Raw genomic sequence first — 17649 nt, forward strand, 5'->3', positions numbered from 1 at the left:
AACTATACCACTAAAACCCACAGAGCAACAACAGGAACTTATCTCTATTATCATGAAAATTTAGAGTGGGTGTCCCATCGCACAAAACAGGAAAAGATTTAACAAAGAGAGAAAAGCAAAAAACCACCCGATTTGGGTGGTTTTTTAATTGATTGATAATTTGGATAAGAATTATCTAGGAAGATCATTTCCTATATATTCATTAGGGTTTGCTCTTGGAATATTTGCTCCCCATTTTTGATTGATTTGATCGATGAAGAGGTTAGCTACAAAAGCATGTGCCCTTGCATTAGGGTGTACACCATCTAGAGAAAACCCACCATTCGGTGGAATAATAGAAGCAGTCAGTCCAACACCACCTGAAGAAACTTGACCTTGAAAGACTCTGTCTAACAGATTGTTTACATCTACCAATACCAATCGATCACTATTCGCTTGTACAGCAGCATTGATGAATCCGTTGAAAGCGGTGATTTTATCTCTGATTTCAAGTTGCTCCTCAGGTGTCAAGACAAATTGATCTTCTACGGGGAAGCTAATCCCTCTAATCAAAGCAGGGTTTCCGCCAACTGGCTGACCAAGTGCTGCAGACAAAGGCAATGTAGCTCTATCAGTAGACTTACTTTGTCTGATAGAAGGAAGTCCAAGCGCTGATAAATCAGTCAGAAACTCATCCTCCATCACAAAGCCATTTTGACCAGCTTGGAATTGAATTCTTCTTCTCTGTTCTTCCTCTGCTGTGATTAAATTACCAGCTCTTGCCATGGCCAATCCACCATTATAAGCAGCATAACCTTGATTGGCTTGGTCAGCTTGTGCCTGGCTCAGGGGCAATGCATTCCAAGGAACCAATGTGAAATATGGCAATACAGCCAAACTCGGGATATTCGCTACTGCTCCTTTTGCATTAGGATTCGCTGCGAGCATAGCTCCCAAAGCTGCTGCTAACCGCTGTTGAAAATCTGAATTTGAGGTCAATATAGCAGGGTTGGAAGCCCCACCAGTTGCATATCCTAGCACATCATTGTTTCCCAACCAGAAAGTAAAGAAAGTCCCACCATTAGCCAAGGCTGCTGCCGCATCACCGATGATCGTGGAAGTACCAGGATTAGATGCAAACCTCTCGTAGAGTCTATTATAAGCTGGATTGGCTGGTGAAGCAGGCCCTCCTGTCTGAGGGATCAATGCAGTTAGCAAAGTAATTCCAGGCACGCCGAAGTTATTCAAAGCAGCTTTATTGCCAGTGAAATCACTAGGCAAATCTCCCGCACCTATAGGGGCTGGACCAGTAGCTCCAGTTTGTGGGTTCACTGTCAGTACAAGCCTTCCTAGTGGACCCTGAGGTCCCATTTGAAAGAAGCCATTTACTGAATTGATATTTGGCACATTGAAGTCTCCTCCTCCCACCGCTCTTGCTTGTTCCGCAAGAATCACTGCAAAGGAATTCTGTTGCGCCCTATTATAGAGTGCGCCGTCCATAAATCCAGCTGTAAGAGAATTACCTACGGAAACTATCTTGGTCAAATCAGCCGAACCGGAGGTTGGCTCATCAATCTGCGGCTCAGGAAATTCATAGGTACAAGCTGCGAATGCACCCAGTACCAGTAAGAGTAATAATTTATTGATATATTTCATTTTAGCCGATTTTTTAGTTCAACAATTCATCAAATGTGATGGAGATGTAGTAGATCGCTCCAATAGTCGGACCTCCAAAATTCTGGAAGTAACGGTTGTTGAAAAGGTTTGATCCGCCCAGTTTTACAATTGACTTCAAGTCCTTCAATCTGTAGCTTACCTGTGCATCGAAAGTGTGAATTTCTGGCACATCTCCTTGTGCAAAAGTTGATTCCCATCTGAAAGCACTTTGATACCTGTAAGTCACTCCAAAGCCTAATTTTTCTGTCACCTTTCTATTACCAAAAGTAATATTGGTCTTATGCTCTGGTGTGTTGAAATCATTCAAGAAATCTTCCCCTATATCAGAAATCAACCTATTGAAGTTATAATTACCACCCAAAGTGAAGTTCTTAGGAAGGTTGTAAGTCAAACCTAGAGCAGTTCCGTGTGCTCTAACTTCTTGATCTACGATATTGGTGTAAGTCTGGAAAGTATTCTCCTGACCAGGAATTGTGATCGGCGTCAACAAAGTAGGCGCATTGATCGCATTGATTGCTCCTTGATCTGTATTTGGCATTGCTCCTGGGAATACTGGCCCTGGTGCTCTTCTCACAGCTGTCTGAGTAATGAAATCATTGTAGATATTGTAGTAATAAGCAAAATCTATCAACAACCTGTTGCTTGCCAACAAGCTCTTGTATCCAATCTCGAAGGACTGAACGCGCTCAGGTCTGAGCTCTGGAAGGGAAGTTACTTGCTCTAGCAAACCCGTTGCTCTTGGATCAACAGGAGATAATCCCCCACCTACAGCAGCTACATAATCATTTACAGAAGCCAAAGAATAAGCATTGGTGAAAATATCATATTTATCTCTGTAAAAAGGCAACCCACCAATCAATCTCGCTGACACCACATTCAAATCAATGTGTTGACCTTGCGTGGTTGGGTTTCTAAAACCAGTTTGATAAGACAATCTGATATTGCTATTACCCTCTGTGAATACACCAGAAATCCTCGGGCTAAACTGACCTTGGAAGTTTTCATTTTTATCATATCTCAAGGATCCAGTCAACTTCAATTTATCTTGGATAAATCTCTTGGAGCCTTGTGCAAAAGCTCCAATTTCTTGGATAGTGATATCATTACCCTCCACATCAGCGAAGATGGTTCCATTGGATCTCAAGTCATATACTCTGTAAGAACCGCCAACTTGTAAGTCCATAAAGTCAATATCATTGCTGAAGTCATACTGACCTTCAAGCATATTCATGCGAGATTGATCATTGAATAGCGATCCATTTGGTATCACATCCCCTCTTACAGCAGCTTTTGCAGCTTCAAATTCTGGAGTGCCAGGCAAGAATCTTCCTGTATCGGCAGCTCCTCTAGCAAATTGGTGAGCGCCTGCCATGAGCTGGGTTGATGGCATTCCTCCAGAATTTGGGTTAAAACCTCCAGCAGCCAGTGCTCCTAGATAGTTTAATCCATATTCCCCAAACCATTGAGTATTATTTTTCCAACGATCATTGATAGCTACACCAGTAAGGTCTGCTATGTAGGAATCACCAGAATTTTCAATTGTAGTATAAGCTCTTAGGAAATAATTAGCTCCCTTCAGTTCCAATTTATGCTGAATGATGGAGAAGTTAGCTAATGAGTATCTTTGTGCGCCAGTGTAGACTGAAGTCCCTGCTCCATAGTTCATCGTATAAGACAACTCTGATCTATCATTGATTCTATAATGCAATGCACCATTTAATTTCAAGTTTTTTGCATTGTAGTCCACCAAAAACCTCTCTTCATACCCAGTCCTAGACACAACTTGATCTGGTAAAAATGGAAGAAAATCTCCAAGACCATTCTGCTGAGCCAATTGTTGAAAACCAGCAGAATTTCTCAATAGGCCAACATTATTTGACACTTCGTCGCCAAAGACGTGCACCCTATTTGCCCCTGGATTGAAAGGAAGGTCACCTTGGTTTCTAAATCCTAGATCTGTTTGATCGGTTCCATGCCAATCAAGTGCTTGCATATATGAAGCGTTGACTTTGAAGGCAAACTTGTTGTTGAATGCTTTTGCATAACGAATCGACCCTTCATACATTGGCTGAGGGTTGCTAGGCTCCCCTGGTTGGCCATTGATATGGTTGACTCCTTGCTTATAGAAAGCGCTGAGACCTTGATACTCAAAAGGACTCTTGCTATTCACTAGCAAAATACCATTAAAGGCATTTGGTCCATATAGCGCAGAAGATGCACCAGGGATAAATTCAACTGATTCCACATCCAATTCCGATGGGCCATTGAGGTTACCAATAGGAAAGTTCAAGGCTGGTGCTTGAGTATCCATCCCGTCTGTCAATTGCACAAATCTGGTATTACCAGTAGAGTTAAATCCTCTAGCATTGATAATTTGGAAATTGATGGAAGAAGAAGTTACATCGACTCCTTTGAGGTTGGCAATACCCTTGTAGTAGTTATCAGCAGGAGTATCTCTGATCGCCAAGATATCCATCTTCTCGATTGATACCGGAGACTGCAGAATACTCTCTTCTACTCTCGAAGCAGATACGACCACTTCTTGCCCAAGCATAAATTGCTCTTGCATCGCGACTTGTAAGTTGGACACATTTGCTTCCGTGATCTCAATCTCTTGCGAAGTGAAGCCCACCATAGAAAAAACCAATGTCAGCGGTGGAGCCTGACTTACCCTCAGGTTGAAATTCCCTCTCAAATCGGTCACAGTACCGATTACTCTTCCTTTCACCACAATATTCACCCCTACGAGTGTCTCCTTGGTTCCTGCTTCAGTGACTGTACCGCTGATGGTAGTTGTCTGTGCATAAACCGAAGATGTGCTTAAGGAAACTATGACAAGTAGTGATAAAACTACCTGCCAAATCTTTCTAGTAAAATTTTGCATAAGTTAATCTTGGGTTAGTTGTTAATACTTTGTTGATTAGGGATAATAGGTGATAATTATTGGGAAAATTAGATTTTTTTCCCAATAATCCTTTACAAATTCAAATAAAAATTAAAAATAAAAATCAGAAACTCCTAACACTTTCTAGGAACCTGTTGAAAATCAGATAAAAACCTGACTGATCTTTAGTTTTATATTAAAAAAATGTAACGCTTTCTAGGCTATTTTTAATTAACGCTCTTCTAAAACAGTTTTTTAAACATTATTTATCTAAAAAAAAATACCTGACTTTCATCAGGTATTTAATGCTTATTGGCTGGCTTTTTTATTCTCTTCATTGACATGTTTGACTAGTCTATCGCAGAGTTCTTTCATCTCTTCGGACATGTATTCATCTCCAGTTGCATTCAGGATAGTCTGTGCCATACCACCAACGATATCGATGTAGAAACGCTTCATCTCAGCTACCGACATATCCTCTGTCCAAAGGTCGATTCTCAGCGTACTGTGATTCAAATTATCCCAAACATTCAAACTGATACTTTTTGTCGCTTCTGCTCCCTCTCCTTCTTTATCTGAAGCATCCCACTGTATGGATTTTGGAAGGTTTTTATCGTCAAGGTTGACCGTGAATTTTATTTCTGAACTTTTCATTGCTTGTTATTTAATGCCACAAAACTACAAAAGAAGCCCCATAGTTCCGAGATGATACTAAACTTCGAAGGTCATTTCTGGAATTTCTCCCTCTACTACCAATTTACCTTCTGTTTTGGATTGAATCTCCTCCACACTCACTCCAGGAGCTCTTTCCAATAACTTGAACCCTCCTTCAGGCAAAACATCTAAAACAGCTAGATCTGTAACGATTTTTTTAACACACCTGATTCCTGTAATCGGGAGACTACACTCTTTCAGTAGTTTAGACTGGCCATCCTTGCTGCAATGCTGCATGGCAACGATGATATTATCCGCCGAGGCCACCAGATCCATTGCTCCTCCCATGCCTTTGACCATTTTACCTGGAATCTTCCAATTGGCAATATCACCATTCTCGGACACTTCCATTGCTCCCAAAATTGTCAATTGCACATGACCTCCTCTGATCATTGCGAAAGATTCTGCCGAACTAAAAAGCGCCGACCCTTTGGTCATGGTGATGGTCTGCTTACCTGCATTGATCAGATCTGGATCTACTTTGTCTTCCGTAGGAAAAGGCCCTATGCCTAAAAGTCCATTTTCTGATTGCAACACCACCTCCAAATTATCAGGAATATAATTGGCCACCAATGTAGGTATCCCTATTCCAAGATTGATATATTGACCATTTTTGACCTCTTTGGCTATTCGCTGGGCTATCTGATCTTTATTTAGCATGGCTTTATGATTTATTTGGGTTTGATTCTAATTTTTAAAAGATATAAAATCGAAATACAGTAGAAATACAATTGATATAAAGTTGAAATATGATAGAAATACAATAGAAATATTTCCATCTTATTTCACGAAGTCTATTTCAACTATATTTCACCGAAGGCATATTTCTACATTATTTCGCCGAAGGCATATTTCCACTTTATTTCCTTACCGTCCTTTGCTCAATTCTCTTTTCGTAATCCTTTCCTTGGAAAATCCGCTGCACATAGATGCCAGGAGTATGGATTTCATTTGGATTCAATTCTCCGGCAGGCAACAGTTCCTCTACTTCTGCGATGGTAATTTTACCTGCGGCAGCCATCATTGGATTGAAGTTTCTCGCAGTACCTTTGAAAATCAAATTCCCAGCAGTGTCACCTTTCCAAGCTTTTACAAAAGCAAAGTCTGCTTTGAGCCAGCGCTCAAGAAGGTAAAGCTTCCCATCAAATTCGCGAATTTCCTTTCCCTCTGCCACCTCTGTCCCTACCCCAGCAGGGGTAAAAAACGCCGGTATCCCTGCTCCACCTGCTCTCACTCGCTCTGCAAGTGTGCCCTGAGGAATCAACTCCACTTCGAGCTCTCCACTTAGGAGTTGTCGCTCGAATTCCGCATTTTCGCCTACATAACTGGAAATCATCTTTTTGACCATCCTTTTTTGGAGCATCAGTCCAATTCCGAAATCATCTACTCCAGCATTATTTGATATGCAAGTCAAACCTTTCAGATCTTTTTTTAATAGTGCTTTGATACTGTTTTCAGGAATTCCAGAAAGTCCAAAACCTCCAAACATCAGGACGGCATTGGAAAAAACATCTTTCACGGCTTCTTCGGCATTGGCTACAGTTTTATTGATCATGATTATTGGGTTATATCTGGGTTAATATTTTCAATGCATTGTCTTTATCCACCTTCAATTGTGCTCTAAGACCCTCGAGGCTCTCGAACTTAGTCTCAGGTCTTAAATAAGCTTTGAGTTTGACACAAACACGCTTATCATACAAGTCTCCTTCAAAATCAAACAGATTTACTTCGATTGTTCTGCTATGACCATTTACAGTGGGGCGGTTACCGATATTGAGCATACCATTGTAAAACTCCCCCTCCACATTGACTTGCACAGCGTAGGCACCATCGTGAGGAATCAATTTGTAATCATTGGGCACATGCACGTTGGCGGTCGGAAAGCCGATGGATCTACCTACCTGCTGCCCCTTGATGATGATTCCATTGATTTCGTAAGCTCTGCCAAGATACTCGTTGGCAATCTCAATTCTCCCATCCTGGAGCGCTGCTCTGATTTTGGTACTGGAAACCCCCACATCGTCTACATCCTGTCTTGAAATTTCCTCTAGTTCAAATGGATATTGATCTATGTGTGTCTTAAGATAATCGAATCCACCTTCTCTATTCTTTCCAAACCTGTGATCATAGCCTATGACTAATTTACGGGTTTGGATCTTATTGATGATGATTTTTTGGATAAATTCTTCAGAACTCAATTGAGAAAACTCCTTCGTAAAAGGAATCGTGACTAAATGATCGATTCCTGATTCGCGTAGAAATTTGGCTTTTTCCTCAAAAGTAGAAAGCAAGAGCAAATTGTGCTCTTTGGGATAGAGTACCAACCTGGGGTGCGGCCAAAAGGTAATCAGAACGGTCTCCCCTCCTATTTCATCTGCTATGTTTCTGATTCGTTTTAGGATCTTTTGGTGTCCCAAGTGTACCCCATCAAAGGTTCCACTGGTCACCACTGGGTTTCTTACTGGTCCAAAATCCTCAATTCCTTCATAAATCCTCATTCGGACGTGATTTTATACTTTCTATTAATTTGGGCAATTCTTCTGCATCTTCTAACATAAAGTCACCGATCCTTGTTCGTGTCAAAGCGGACATATATGCCCCAACTTCTAAAATCTCACCCATATCTCTAGCAAGGCTTCTGATGTAAGTTCCTTTCGAGCAGACGATTCTAAAGTCTATTTCTGGTAATTCAAATCTGGTAATTTCAAACTCCGAAACTTGCACTGGTCTCGCCTCCATTTTCACTTCTATTCCTTTTCGAGCGGATTCATAGACACGTTTTCCATCTACTTTGATCGCAGAGTGCATGGGGGGCACCTGCATGATATCCCCTGTCAATTGTACAGCGGCGGCTTTCACTTGATCTAATGTGAGATGCGATGGATCCGCTACAGCGATCACTTCTTTCTCTCTATCAAAGCTCTCTGTGGTCTTTCCAAGTACAAATGTCCCGATATATTCTTTTTCCTGACCCATATAGGTCTCTATGCTTTTGGTTTTTTTCCCAGCACAGACTATCAACAAGCCAGTTGCCAAGGGGTCTAAAGTACCCGCATGACCAACTTTTTTGATTTTCAAGACATTTCTCACCTTTTTGACCACATCAAAGGAAGTCCATTCCAATGGTTTATTGATCAGAAACACTTCTCCGTATGGTTCTTTTTCCTGCATCTTATCTCAACAATCCAGCTCCAATAGCAATCAATCCAACTATGGCACAATAAATAGAAAAATAAGTCAACTTGCTTTTCCTCACCAATGCAATCATCCAAGTACATGCAAAATATCCAGCAATAAATGCAGCAATAAAACCTGCCGACAGGTATCCAAAACTATCCGAATTGTAAGCCAAAGCCCCATCCAAAATATCCTTTGCAATCTTACCCAATATCAAAGGAACTACCATCAAGAATGAAAATCGAGCTGCCTTTGATTTATCAATCCCAAGTAATACTGAAGTCGATATCGTAGCGCCTGATCTAGAAATTCCTGGAAGTATGGCGATAGCTTGAGCTATTCCCACCAATATGGCATTTCCATAGTTCACTGGCTTATCTGTATGCTTTGCCTTGTCTGCCAAGTAGAGCAAAACCGCCGTGAGCAATAGCATACTCCCTACAAAGACGATCTTTCCTCCAAAGAATTGTTCGAGTTGGTCATTGAAAAAAACACCAACAATAGCTGCTGGAATCATGGACAACACGATCTTCAATGAAAATTGGGTTTCTTCATTCCATTTGAACTGAAAAAGCCCTCTAAAAATCTCAGCAATGTCTTTTCTGAACACCAAAATAGTAGCTAGTGCTGTTGCAAAATGAAGAATCACGGAGAACATCATGCTCTCCTCAGGTAGCTTTGAATCCCCAAGCAATGCAGCTCCTAGCTCAAGGTGTCCACTAGACGAAACAGGCAAAAACTCCGTCAAACCTTGGATGATTCCAAGGATAATCGCATCTATAATATCCATTACAAATTATTTTTCGGCCTTATGGAAAATGGCGTAGAACTCAAAAACAAAACCAGCCAAGACAATGATAGGTCCTAAAGTCAAGCCCATAAATCCAAATCCATGTGGCTCCGGATCAAGCCCAATGATCGTAAACCCAATGACAATGACTGCTATACCGATCAACATCAAGGTATAATTCTTCTTAGAAAATGGAAAAGGTTGATTGCTCATATGATTAATAAAGTTCGTCTAAAGACATGTTTAAATATTTATTTACGGCTCTCAAAGTACTGAATACTGAAAGCATGGCGCCTGCCAAAACTAATCCTCCAAACAAATAATAGAGCAGCTCATAATTCTGTAACATGGCAAAACCATCAATATTGGCTTTGGTATACTCAATGATACCATAGAGAATCGCTGAAGCCAAAATGCCAGAAAGTGCACCAAAGAAGAATGCCCTGCTTAGAAAAGGCTTTCGAATAAAACCTCTTGTTGCACCCACAAGCTGCATACTTCTGATCAAGAACCTTTGAGAGAAAAGTGCCAGTCTAATGGTATTATTGATCAACATGATCACAGTAATGATCAGGATAGCTATAAAACCTCCCATGACCAAACTGACTTTCAGCAAGTTTTCATTGATAGACTCTACCAAGTCAGACATGTAAGTCACTTCAAAAACTCCATCCATGTCTCTGATAGCGGTGACGATCTCTTGAATTTCTTCTGAAGTCTGATACTCTTCAGCTATTGCCAGCGTGTAGCTGTCACGCAGTGGATTATCATCCAAAAACTTGGTAAAATCCTCCCCTGTATCTTCAAGAAAACTGGCCGCAGCTTCCTCCTGAGAAATAAAAAGCAAAGAAGTACCTTCTTCTCTTTTCATCACATAAGGTTTTGTTGCTAATTGCTTTCCGATTTCGGATTTCGTGCATCAGAGATATTTTTATTCAAAAAAACTTGAATCTCAATGTTTTCTCGGATGATCTTGGTGAGTGTCTTGGCTTGGATAAAAATCACTCCAAACAAGCCTACAATAAAAAGAGACAAGGTCGTACTGAATAGTACAGAAATGAATTTGAATTTACCTACTTTGGTTTTCTTCCTTGATTTGCCTTTCATATAGCTCTTGAAGCATTTTTCTTATAAATTCTCTATGGCAATGACAACTGCTAAAAGAGAATTGGTCAAAATTAATCAGCTTATGGTATAATACCAATCAATCTTGATTTAATTGACCCGAATTACCTTTTCCTCTGCAATAACGTAAACTTGATCAGATTTGGTACAGGGCATGGCTACCAATCCTGTAAACCTCCCAAATGCAGGCATGATCAATCTTCTTTCAGAATAGAAAAAACAAGGCAAGGTGACTTTCTGCCTTCCCTTACCTCGAAGTGAGATGCCAGGATGAATATGCCCGCAAATATTAATTTTATCTTTTGAGAAATCCTCGAGTGGCTCGTGGGAAAGAAGATAACCTCCTAGAGTCAGTGGTTCCTCATGAATCTCCCATTTCCCTGATTGGTAACAAGCAGGAGGTAAAATATCATGATTGCCTTTGATCAAATGAAAATTGGTCTCAGAAAACTGATCAATAAAAGCCTCTATGCCCCACCAAGACTCATTCAAATCTGAGTGAAATAAATCCCCTAGAAAGTAAACGCTTTTGGTTTGTGTATTTGCAATCATCTTCGCTATTCTATCTAGGTCTTCATCATGGAGCAATTCAGAAATGGGAATACCTGCCTTCCTAAAATGTCCAGCCTTACCAAAATGTGGATCAGCAATCAGCAAGGCTTTATACTTAGGCAAAAACAAAGCCTTCTGAGGTAAAAAATGAAACTCACCAAACTCTTCCATAACCACCTTCAATGTATTATCCTGCATGCTCTGACTTTACATTCCAAATTCAACAACAGGCACAAATTTGTAAAATGATTTCTTACAATCGCAAACATTCCTTAAAGAATTCGTATTGTACTTGTAAGTTAGAAGAACCACAAAATAATTGTTTCATGAAATCTCTTACTCAACTCCTTACCTTTTCTTTGTTTTTCTTCGCTTCTTATACAAGTATAGCGCAAGATGCAGATGCCATCGTAGGTGAATGGTATACCACAGAGAAAGATGCCAAAGTAGAAATCTATAAGGAAAATGGAAAATACAATGGCAAGATCACCTGGCTGGAGCAACCCACTGAAAACGGTAAACCTATCCTTGATGCAAACAATTCTGATAAATCGAAGCGAGACAGGAAAATATTAGGAATGGAGCTTTTGGAAGGTTTTGAGTTTAAAGATGGCACATGGGAAAACGGCACCATCTACGATCCTACCAATGGAAAAACTTATTCTTGCACCCTCAAAAAGAAAAATGATAAAACGCTAGAAGTAAGAGGATATATCGGTATTTCGCTAGTGGGAAGAACTGTAGAATGGACTAAAGTGAAATAAGCAAAAGAAAAATTTATTCCTTTCCTATTTCAAGGTTCCCAGATCCCCACTGGTACCAATTCTAGTACATGGCCGAAAGGATCCTCAAAATAAATACTTTTTTGCCCTGTTGACCAAGATTGCTCATGGGTGATTTGTACACCTTTAACTTGTAGCTTTTTCTTAGACTCCTCGTAATCTTCTTGACTGACTTCAAAGGCAATGTGTTGCTTGCCCTCAGCAAAATGGGGAGGCAAAGTAGATTCGTTTTTAGTAACCTCAGGAAGAAAACACAAAAGTATTGAACTTCCACACCTGAAAAATATATGTCTATCAGTCACTTTTGAAATGACTGACATTTCCAAAATTCCAAAGTAAAAATCTTCGGCGATGTCCAAGTCTGAAATATATAAGCAGGTTTCCTTTATTTGAATATAATTCATCTTACAATTTAAAAAACTCAATACTCAAAAAAAATCCTGACCCAAAATAAATTGGGTCAGGATTCTAGAATATTTACAGACTTTTAAACATGATTATCCGCTTACTTACAAGTAGAACCTACATAATGGAACAAACCTGTGGTTTATAGTCAATATCAATGAATAACTTGTCCGCCGAGGCGGATCCAATATCTATTAGTATCGGATTTATATAGACCCTTATTTAAATTGGTTAGTTGTATAATTGCGGATATACATGCTTTTAAATTTTTCAAACCATTTCTTCAGCATTTTGAGCACAATTTAAGCCTTCCGAAATTTGGTCAGCGCTGAGATCATCTGGCAAAGCGATGATGGATACCTCTCCACTTTCATTGAGTCTGTTGAAGTTTTTAGGTTTGACTTTTCCCACAGCAAAGTGATAGCCATCAATGTGCTGATTTAGCTCTGGAGAAAATAACACAGACTCAATCTGACTCTCAGATTTACTTTTGATCAGCACCCTAACACCCAAATTCAGCAGTTTCTCTTCCAAAGGTTTATCAAAATTTACCTTGGAGTAATTATACCCAAATCCATTTTTTGCTTTGATCAAATCTCCATATACGGCTGCCCCTGTAGGTAGACTACCAGCGCCTTTACCTTGATAAAACTGCTCTTGAAGATGCTCAGAGGTGATTTTTACAGCATTGTATTCATTTTCCACTCCATGAAAAGGATTGTACTCTGCCACTAAGGTTGGGATAATGAATGCAGAAATTCCTCGATAATCCTTCTCAGCCTTTGCGATCAGTTTGATCTTCAAACCAAGACTTTTGGCTAAAGCAATCTCTTCCTCTCCTAGGTGTTGGATACCAAAAGTAGGGATATGCGCTTCCCCTATAAACTTCCCAAAAGCATGCAAACATAGGATATTTAATTTGCTAGCTACATCACTACCATTGATGTCAAACTTCGGATCATCTTCAGCGAAACCCTTCTGTTGAGCCAACCTCAGCGCATCAGAAAATGAAAGTCCATTATTAAAAATCCTAGATAAGATGTAATTTGAAGAACCATTGAGTACCCCTTCCAATGCTACGATATTATCCTCTTCAAAATGCGTCTCCAAATTGGTGATCACAGGAATGCCAGCGGCGGCGGCGGCTTCGTAAAGAAGTTTGCCACCAAAAACTCTTTGGAGCTGAATCAATTCAGGCAAGTGGGCAGAAAGCAATTTTTTATTAGCAGAGATGACAGTGATTCCTCTCTTGAGCGCTTCTGTCACATACTGATAAGCCTCTTCAGTATTGGAAATAAGTTCCAAAACATAGTCAGGATTTTTATCAAAAACCTCTTGAGGATTGTAAGAGAACTTGATGTCAGAAGGTCTCCTTTTGAATTTATTTTTCACCACAATGGTATCAGGAATCCATTGTTCTTTTTGTTTTTTGGCGATTTGATAGTAGCCTTGGCCCACTACGCCAAAGCCAAAGAGTCCGATTCGTTTAGTCATTGTTTTCTAGGTAAAATGAGGTGAGAATGTAGTTTAACTGTCCATATTCAATCAAAAAGGCATCATGCCCATAAGCCGATTGAATTTCACGATAGGTCCCTCTAGGGACATGATTGGCAATATATTGTGATTCTTCTTTGAGAAAGAGTAAATCCTTGTCTACACCAATGGCTAATACCCTAGAAGGTATTTGAGATAGTGCCACTGCGACTCCTCCTCTTTTCCTTCCCAAATCATGACTATCCATCGCTTTGCTTAGCGTCCAATAAGAAAAGGCATTGAAACGATTGGCTAATTTCTGTCCTTGGTATCTTAGGTAAGAGCTCGCTCTATAGTCATCTAGGCTTTCACCTAGATCTGCTTGCTTTTCTGCGAGGTTTTCAGGATGTCTATAGGTCAACATCGCTATCGCTCTAGCTGCCTCCAGGCCCTTCTTCCCGGCGTCTTCGTGCCGTTCTCCCCAAGTTTGATCTGCTGAGATAGCCATTCTTTGTGTTTCGTTGAAGCCAATGATCCATGGTGTAGCTTTGGCGTTGGAGGCTAGAATAATGGTGTTTTTCACTTTTTCTTGAAGCAGGTAAGCCCATTCCAACCCTACTTGACCACCAAGAGAACCCCCGATCAATGTATTGATAGATGCTATACCTAAATGAATTCTGAGCAAATCCAAAGCAGCAGCCATATCACGGCTAGTCAAATTAGGGAAATCATAGTAATAAGGCTTCCCTGAAAGTGGGTTTTCAGAAAGGGACTGAGTAGACCCATAGCAAGATCCAAGTAAATTTGCACAGACGATAAAATGTCGGGTAGGGTCATAGAATTTATCCTCTCCTACCAAACCAGACCACCAGTCTTGCACTTGGGCATCACCAGTCAAAGCATGGATTGCCCAGACAACATTATCTTTGGCTGCAGTCAGATGGCCTTGAGTAGTATAAGACAGCTGAAATCCAGGGAGTACCTCTCCAGATTCCAGTTGAAAATCACCTTCATATGTAAAGGTCTCTTGCTTCATATCAATAATCAAGTATGGACTTGCTAGATTCATTGAGGGGTGTATAGACTTGAATTACTTTACTAATTATGACTTGATTTGATCAAAAGCCTGTTGAAGGTCTTCTTTGATATCCTCAATATGTTCAATCCCTAGCGACAATCTCAACAATGTAGGTGTCACACCTGCAGCAGCTTGCTCTTCATCACTGAGCTGCTGATGTGTAGTTGCCGAAGGTTGAATAATCAAAGTCTTAGCATCCCCCACATTGGCCAGATGGGAAATTAACTGAAGCTTATTGATAAATTCTGAAGTACTTTCTTTGTCTCCGTTTATTTCGAAACTCAATACTCCGCCAAACCCATTTTTCAAGTATTTTTTCCCTAATTCATGGTAGGGAGAGGATTTCAATCCAGGATAATTGACTTTCTTTACTTGAGGATGTGCTTCAAGCCACTCCGCTATTGTTAGCGCATTGTCTACTGTCCTTTGCACTCTCAAAGAAAGCGTCTCCAATCCTTGGAGTAATAGAAAAGAGTTGAAAGGACTCAGGGCTGGCCCAAAATCACGCAAACCTTCAACCCTAGCGCGAATAGCAAAAGCGATATTAGGAAGACCCAGTGGGTTATTTTCACCAAAAACCTCCCAGAATTTCAAACCATGATATCCTTCAGAAGGCTCTGTAAATTGAGGGAATTTACCATTGCCCCAATTAAAATTGCCTCCGTCTACTATGATACCTCCGACTGAAGTACCATGTCCGCCAATCCACTTGGTGGCCGATGCAGTAACCACATTGGCTCCGTGCTTGATTGGATTGGCTAAGTAGCCACCAGCTCCGAAAGTATTATCCACCACGAGCGGAATATCATACTTCTTAGCAATCGCAGCGATAGCCTCAAAATCAGGGATATTAAACTCAGGATTGCCAATCGTCTCCAGATAGAGCGCCTTGGTTTTGTCGTCAATCAATTTTTCGAAATCTTCGGGGTTATTTCCCTTTGCAAACCTCGCTTCAATACCGATTCTTTTGAAGGCAACTTTGAATTGATTATAAGAGCCGCCATAGAGATAAGAAGTTGAAACAAAGTTTTCGCCAGCTTGCAAAATGTTATTCAGCGCCAAAAATTGAGCTGCTTGCCCCGAACCAGTGGCCACCGCAGCTACACCACCTTCAAGTGCCGCTACACGCTGCTCAAACACATCTGTGGTCGGATTCATGATCCTGGTGTAGATATTTCCAAATTCCTTTAGGGCAAAAAGATTGGCTCCATGCTCAGCTGAATTGAACACATAAGAAGTAGTCTGATAGATGGGTACCGCCCTGGAATTGGTGGCAGTATCTGGACTTTGTCCTGCGTGAAGTTGCAGTGTTTCAAAACGATAATTAGTAGACATAATTGATAGGTTTTATAGGATTGTAAATTGAATTTGGGAATCCTTTTTGCAAAATTTCTGAAGGAAATAACAGGAAATAGAGTAGGGTAAAAAATTACCTACACATGGGACAGCGCATCAAGATAGCTTGCATTGCTAAATTGTTTGAACTTGTCAAATGGAAATTTTGGAAATCTGAAATGTGTGGAATATAAATCATCTTGTTAAGAATTTATATTTCCGAAAGAGGATATTCTCGTTCGGCAGGAATTGGCACCTTGGATTTTCCAGGTTGCCAGAGGGTCTTAGAGCCTGTCTCTCGCCTCTTCTTTATAAATCCCAACACCTAAAAAGTGAAAGGATACTGCAAAGTAAATTCAGGAAATTTTAGGATGCAAGGAAATTGCGAAAAAATCTTGCTTTAATTTAAAATGTAACACCTAATCGATTTCTAATCCAAAAAAAAGCCCACTCTGAGGCGGGCTTTATTAATTTAACAAGATTGTAAGTTACTTTGCGGAAAATATCAACTCTTTGGATTTAACAGAGGCTATTGACAAATATTTATCAATAATAAGCTAAATTGAAGTCTACTGACAAAATCCCATAGATGAAAATAATTTAATTTTTCTAAAACTTATTTCGGCAACAATACAGCATCGATCACGTGAACTACGCCATTGCTACCAGCTAGGTCAGCTGCTACTACAGTAGCACCATTGATCATAACTTTTCCGTCTTTGATTGAAACCGTCAATTCCTGACCTTGGAGAGTAGTCACTACTTGACCGTCAGAAAGGTCACTAGACAATACATTACCAGCTACAACATGGTAAGTGAGTACAGCAGTCAACTGATCTTTGTTTGCTTCCTCAAGAAGACTTTCCACTGTACCTTCTGGCAAAGCTGCAAAAGCTGAATTGGTAGGAGCAAAAACAGTAAAAGGACCATCGCCACTCAACGTTTCTACCAAGCCAGCTGCTGAAACCGCCGCCACTAATGTAGTGTGATCAGGAGATCCTACTGCAATGTCTACTACTGTAGTTGGAGCTTCTTCAACTACTACTTCTTCCACTACTTCTGTTTCCGTGGTCTCTGTAGTACCACCTCCACAACTCACTGCGAAGATTGTTGCGCTGCAAGCTGCAGCTAGGGATAAAATTCTAAAGATTTTCATGTTTTTGTTGTTTATGATTCAATAGGTATCCAACACAGAATCTTTCATTTGGTTTTAACCAATTTGAAATAATTGATGGTAGGTGAAAAATGAATACTATTGTTTCACATAAGGCTTCCGAATGATATCAAAAGAAAAAAGAGCACATGCACCGTTCAAATCCAGTCTTCACCCAAGAAACAAACTCAGAGAAAGGTATGATTTTGATCTTTTGACCAATATGATCTATGAAAGCAGGAGATTTGGCAAGCAGTGCAGCTGGTTTACCAGCTTAGTTTCCAAAGAAGCCAACCTGCCCCAAATCTATAAAGTGCTGGATGTAGTGCAAGCAAAATCCATCAAAACAATAGATATGAGTCAGGGAAATAAAATTAGCAGGATAGTGGCTTGGAGTTTTGGGTGAATATCAGTTATTAAACCAATGTCATTTAGTGTAGGGTAACTTTTCCAAAGTTCAGATTTGTAAACAATTCTTGTTTTTCACTTTTAACCCAACTTTGGAAAAGTTTAAATTCAACTTGT

Annotated in this window: 17 protein-coding genes, 1 pseudogene and 1 riboswitch; of the genes and pseudogenes, 2 read left to right on the top strand and 16 right to left on the bottom strand. The window is 40.2% G+C overall.

Annotation, left to right across the window (positions count from 1 at the left end; all coding sequences use genetic code 11):
- Positions 1-171 precede the first annotated feature (171 nt).
- The 11 genes and pseudogenes from BW935_RS14000 to pdeM form a co-directional block, all read right to left on the bottom strand.
- A complete protein-coding gene (locus BW935_RS14000) occupies positions 172-1635 on the bottom strand; it encodes a hypothetical protein (protein ID WP_076502414.1) in 1464 nt (487 codons plus the stop codon).
- A 13-nt stretch (positions 1636-1648) separates the two neighbouring features.
- Entirely contained in the window at positions 1649-4540 is a 2892-nt protein-coding gene (locus BW935_RS14005; protein WP_076502415.1) for a TonB-dependent receptor, read from the bottom strand.
- A gap of 309 nt (positions 4541-4849) precedes the next feature.
- Positions 4850-5194 (bottom strand): gliding motility protein GldC, encoded by a 345-nt coding sequence (gene gldC / locus BW935_RS14010; RefSeq protein ID WP_076502416.1) that lies wholly within the window; start codon positions 5192-5194, stop codon positions 4850-4852.
- Between the two features lie 57 nt (positions 5195-5251).
- A complete protein-coding gene (locus BW935_RS14015; protein ID WP_076502417.1) occupies positions 5252-5914 on the bottom strand; it encodes a CoA transferase subunit B in 663 nt (220 codons plus the stop codon).
- Positions 5915-6113: 199 nt separating this feature from the next.
- On the bottom strand, positions 6114-6809 hold the full coding sequence (locus tag BW935_RS14020) for a CoA transferase subunit A (RefSeq protein WP_076502418.1): 696 nt from the start codon (positions 6807-6809) through the stop codon (positions 6114-6116).
- Between the two features lie 10 nt (positions 6810-6819).
- Positions 6820-7752 carry a bifunctional riboflavin kinase/FAD synthetase gene (locus BW935_RS14025; RefSeq protein ID WP_076502419.1) on the bottom strand — a complete coding sequence of 311 codons (933 nt, stop codon included), beginning with the start codon at positions 7750-7752 and terminating at the stop codon, positions 6820-6822.
- Positions 7739-8425: a tRNA pseudouridine(55) synthase TruB gene (truB, locus tag BW935_RS14030; RefSeq protein ID WP_076502420.1), complete on the bottom strand. Its 687-nt coding sequence runs from the start codon at positions 8423-8425 to the stop codon at positions 7739-7741. Before truB ends, BW935_RS14025 begins: the two co-directional genes overlap by 14 nt.
- A 1-nt stretch (position 8426) precedes the next feature.
- The gene (locus BW935_RS14035) at positions 8427-9221 is read right to left on the bottom strand and encodes an undecaprenyl-diphosphate phosphatase (protein ID WP_076502421.1); all 795 of its coding nucleotides are present in this window, start codon (positions 9219-9221) and stop codon (positions 8427-8429) included.
- 6 nt (positions 9222-9227) lie between these two features.
- Positions 9228-9434 carry a DUF3098 domain-containing protein gene (locus BW935_RS14040; RefSeq protein ID WP_076502422.1) on the bottom strand — a complete coding sequence of 69 codons (207 nt, stop codon included), beginning with the start codon at positions 9432-9434 and terminating at the stop codon, positions 9228-9230.
- A 4-nt stretch (positions 9435-9438) separates the two neighbouring features.
- A pseudogene (locus BW935_RS14045) lies at positions 9439-10328 on the bottom strand (cell division protein FtsX).
- Between the two features lie 108 nt (positions 10329-10436).
- Complete coding sequence (pdeM, locus tag BW935_RS14050; RefSeq protein WP_076502423.1) at positions 10437-11096, bottom strand: ligase-associated DNA damage response endonuclease PdeM; 660 nt, start codon at positions 11094-11096, stop codon at positions 10437-10439.
- 128 nt (positions 11097-11224) lie between these two features.
- Between pdeM and BW935_RS14055 the strand changes: the two genes are divergently transcribed.
- Positions 11225-11662 (top strand): DUF2147 domain-containing protein, encoded by a 438-nt coding sequence (locus BW935_RS14055; protein ID WP_076502424.1) that lies wholly within the window; start codon positions 11225-11227, stop codon positions 11660-11662.
- A gap of 29 nt (positions 11663-11691) precedes the next feature.
- Here the strand turns inward: BW935_RS14055 and BW935_RS14060 are convergent, their stop codons facing one another.
- From BW935_RS14060 to BW935_RS14080, 5 genes are all read right to left on the bottom strand, one after another.
- On the bottom strand, positions 11692-12084 hold the full coding sequence (locus tag BW935_RS14060; RefSeq protein WP_076502425.1) for a VOC family protein: 393 nt from the start codon (positions 12082-12084) through the stop codon (positions 11692-11694).
- Between the two features lie 271 nt (positions 12085-12355).
- Complete coding sequence (locus BW935_RS14065) at positions 12356-13579, bottom strand: homoserine dehydrogenase (protein ID WP_076502426.1); 1224 nt, start codon at positions 13577-13579, stop codon at positions 12356-12358.
- Positions 13572-14627, bottom strand: coding sequence for a homoserine O-acetyltransferase family protein (locus tag BW935_RS14070; protein ID WP_076502427.1), 1056 nt, complete (start codon positions 14625-14627; stop codon positions 13572-13574). Before BW935_RS14070 ends, BW935_RS14065 begins: the two co-directional genes overlap by 8 nt.
- A gap of 33 nt (positions 14628-14660) precedes the next feature.
- Positions 14661-15971 (bottom strand): O-acetylhomoserine aminocarboxypropyltransferase/cysteine synthase family protein, encoded by a 1311-nt coding sequence (locus BW935_RS14075; RefSeq protein WP_076502428.1) that lies wholly within the window; start codon positions 15969-15971, stop codon positions 14661-14663.
- A 208-nt stretch (positions 15972-16179) separates the two neighbouring features.
- Positions 16180-16289, bottom strand: a riboswitch (SAM riboswitch).
- Positions 16290-16587: 298 nt separating this feature from the next.
- Positions 16588-17127 carry a fasciclin domain-containing protein gene (locus BW935_RS14080; RefSeq protein WP_076502429.1) on the bottom strand — a complete coding sequence of 180 codons (540 nt, stop codon included), beginning with the start codon at positions 17125-17127 and terminating at the stop codon, positions 16588-16590.
- 121 nt (positions 17128-17248) lie between these two features.
- On the opposite strand from BW935_RS14080, the gene BW935_RS14085 reads away from it, so the two are divergent.
- Positions 17249-17530: an RlmF-related methyltransferase gene (locus BW935_RS14085; protein ID WP_076502430.1), complete on the top strand. Its 282-nt coding sequence runs from the start codon at positions 17249-17251 to the stop codon at positions 17528-17530.
- Positions 17531-17649 lie beyond the last annotated feature (119 nt).

Origin of the sequence: Belliella pelovolcani, assembly GCF_900156785.1 — a bacterium.
GTDB classification, from domain to species: domain Bacteria; phylum Bacteroidota; class Bacteroidia; order Cytophagales; family Cyclobacteriaceae; genus Belliella; species Belliella pelovolcani.

What these genes read in the sequence shown, in the direction of transcription:
- BW935_RS14075 (WP_076502428.1), bottom strand. Translation starts at nt 15,971, where the DNA reads ATGTCTACTAATTATCGTTTTGAAACACTGCAACTTCACGCAGGACAA.
- BW935_RS14065 (WP_076502426.1), bottom strand. Translation starts at nt 13,579, where the DNA reads ATGACTAAACGAATCGGACTCTTTGGCTTTGGCGTAGTGGGCCAAGGC.
- gldC (WP_076502416.1), bottom strand. Translation starts at nt 5,194, where the DNA reads ATGAAAAGTTCAGAAATAAAATTCACGGTCAACCTTGACGATAAAAAC.
- BW935_RS14005 (WP_076502415.1), bottom strand. Translation starts at nt 4,540, where the DNA reads ATGCAAAATTTTACTAGAAAGATTTGGCAGGTAGTTTTATCACTACTT.
- BW935_RS14060 (WP_076502425.1), bottom strand. Translation starts at nt 12,084, where the DNA reads ATGAATTATATTCAAATAAAGGAAACCTGCTTATATATTTCAGACTTG.
- BW935_RS14085 (WP_076502430.1), top strand. Translation starts at nt 17,249, where the DNA reads ATGATATCAAAAGAAAAAAGAGCACATGCACCGTTCAAATCCAGTCTT.
- BW935_RS14070 (WP_076502427.1), bottom strand. Translation starts at nt 14,627, where the DNA reads ATGAATCTAGCAAGTCCATACTTGATTATTGATATGAAGCAAGAGACC.
- BW935_RS14015 (WP_076502417.1), bottom strand. Translation starts at nt 5,914, where the DNA reads ATGCTAAATAAAGATCAGATAGCCCAGCGAATAGCCAAAGAGGTCAAA.
- BW935_RS14020 (WP_076502418.1), bottom strand. Translation starts at nt 6,809, where the DNA reads ATGATCAATAAAACTGTAGCCAATGCCGAAGAAGCCGTGAAAGATGTT.
- BW935_RS14035 (WP_076502421.1), bottom strand. Translation starts at nt 9,221, where the DNA reads ATGGATATTATAGATGCGATTATCCTTGGAATCATCCAAGGTTTGACG.
- BW935_RS14000 (WP_076502414.1), bottom strand. Translation starts at nt 1,635, where the DNA reads ATGAAATATATCAATAAATTATTACTCTTACTGGTACTGGGTGCATTC.
- BW935_RS14080 (WP_076502429.1), bottom strand. Translation starts at nt 17,127, where the DNA reads ATGAAAATCTTTAGAATTTTATCCCTAGCTGCAGCTTGCAGCGCAACA.
- truB (WP_076502420.1), bottom strand. Translation starts at nt 8,425, where the DNA reads ATGCAGGAAAAAGAACCATACGGAGAAGTGTTTCTGATCAATAAACCA.
- BW935_RS14025 (WP_076502419.1), bottom strand. Translation starts at nt 7,752, where the DNA reads ATGAGGATTTATGAAGGAATTGAGGATTTTGGACCAGTAAGAAACCCA.
- pdeM (WP_076502423.1), bottom strand. Translation starts at nt 11,096, where the DNA reads ATGCAGGATAATACATTGAAGGTGGTTATGGAAGAGTTTGGTGAGTTT.
- BW935_RS14055 (WP_076502424.1), top strand. Translation starts at nt 11,225, where the DNA reads ATGAAATCTCTTACTCAACTCCTTACCTTTTCTTTGTTTTTCTTCGCT.
- BW935_RS14040 (WP_076502422.1), bottom strand. Translation starts at nt 9,434, where the DNA reads ATGAGCAATCAACCTTTTCCATTTTCTAAGAAGAATTATACCTTGATG.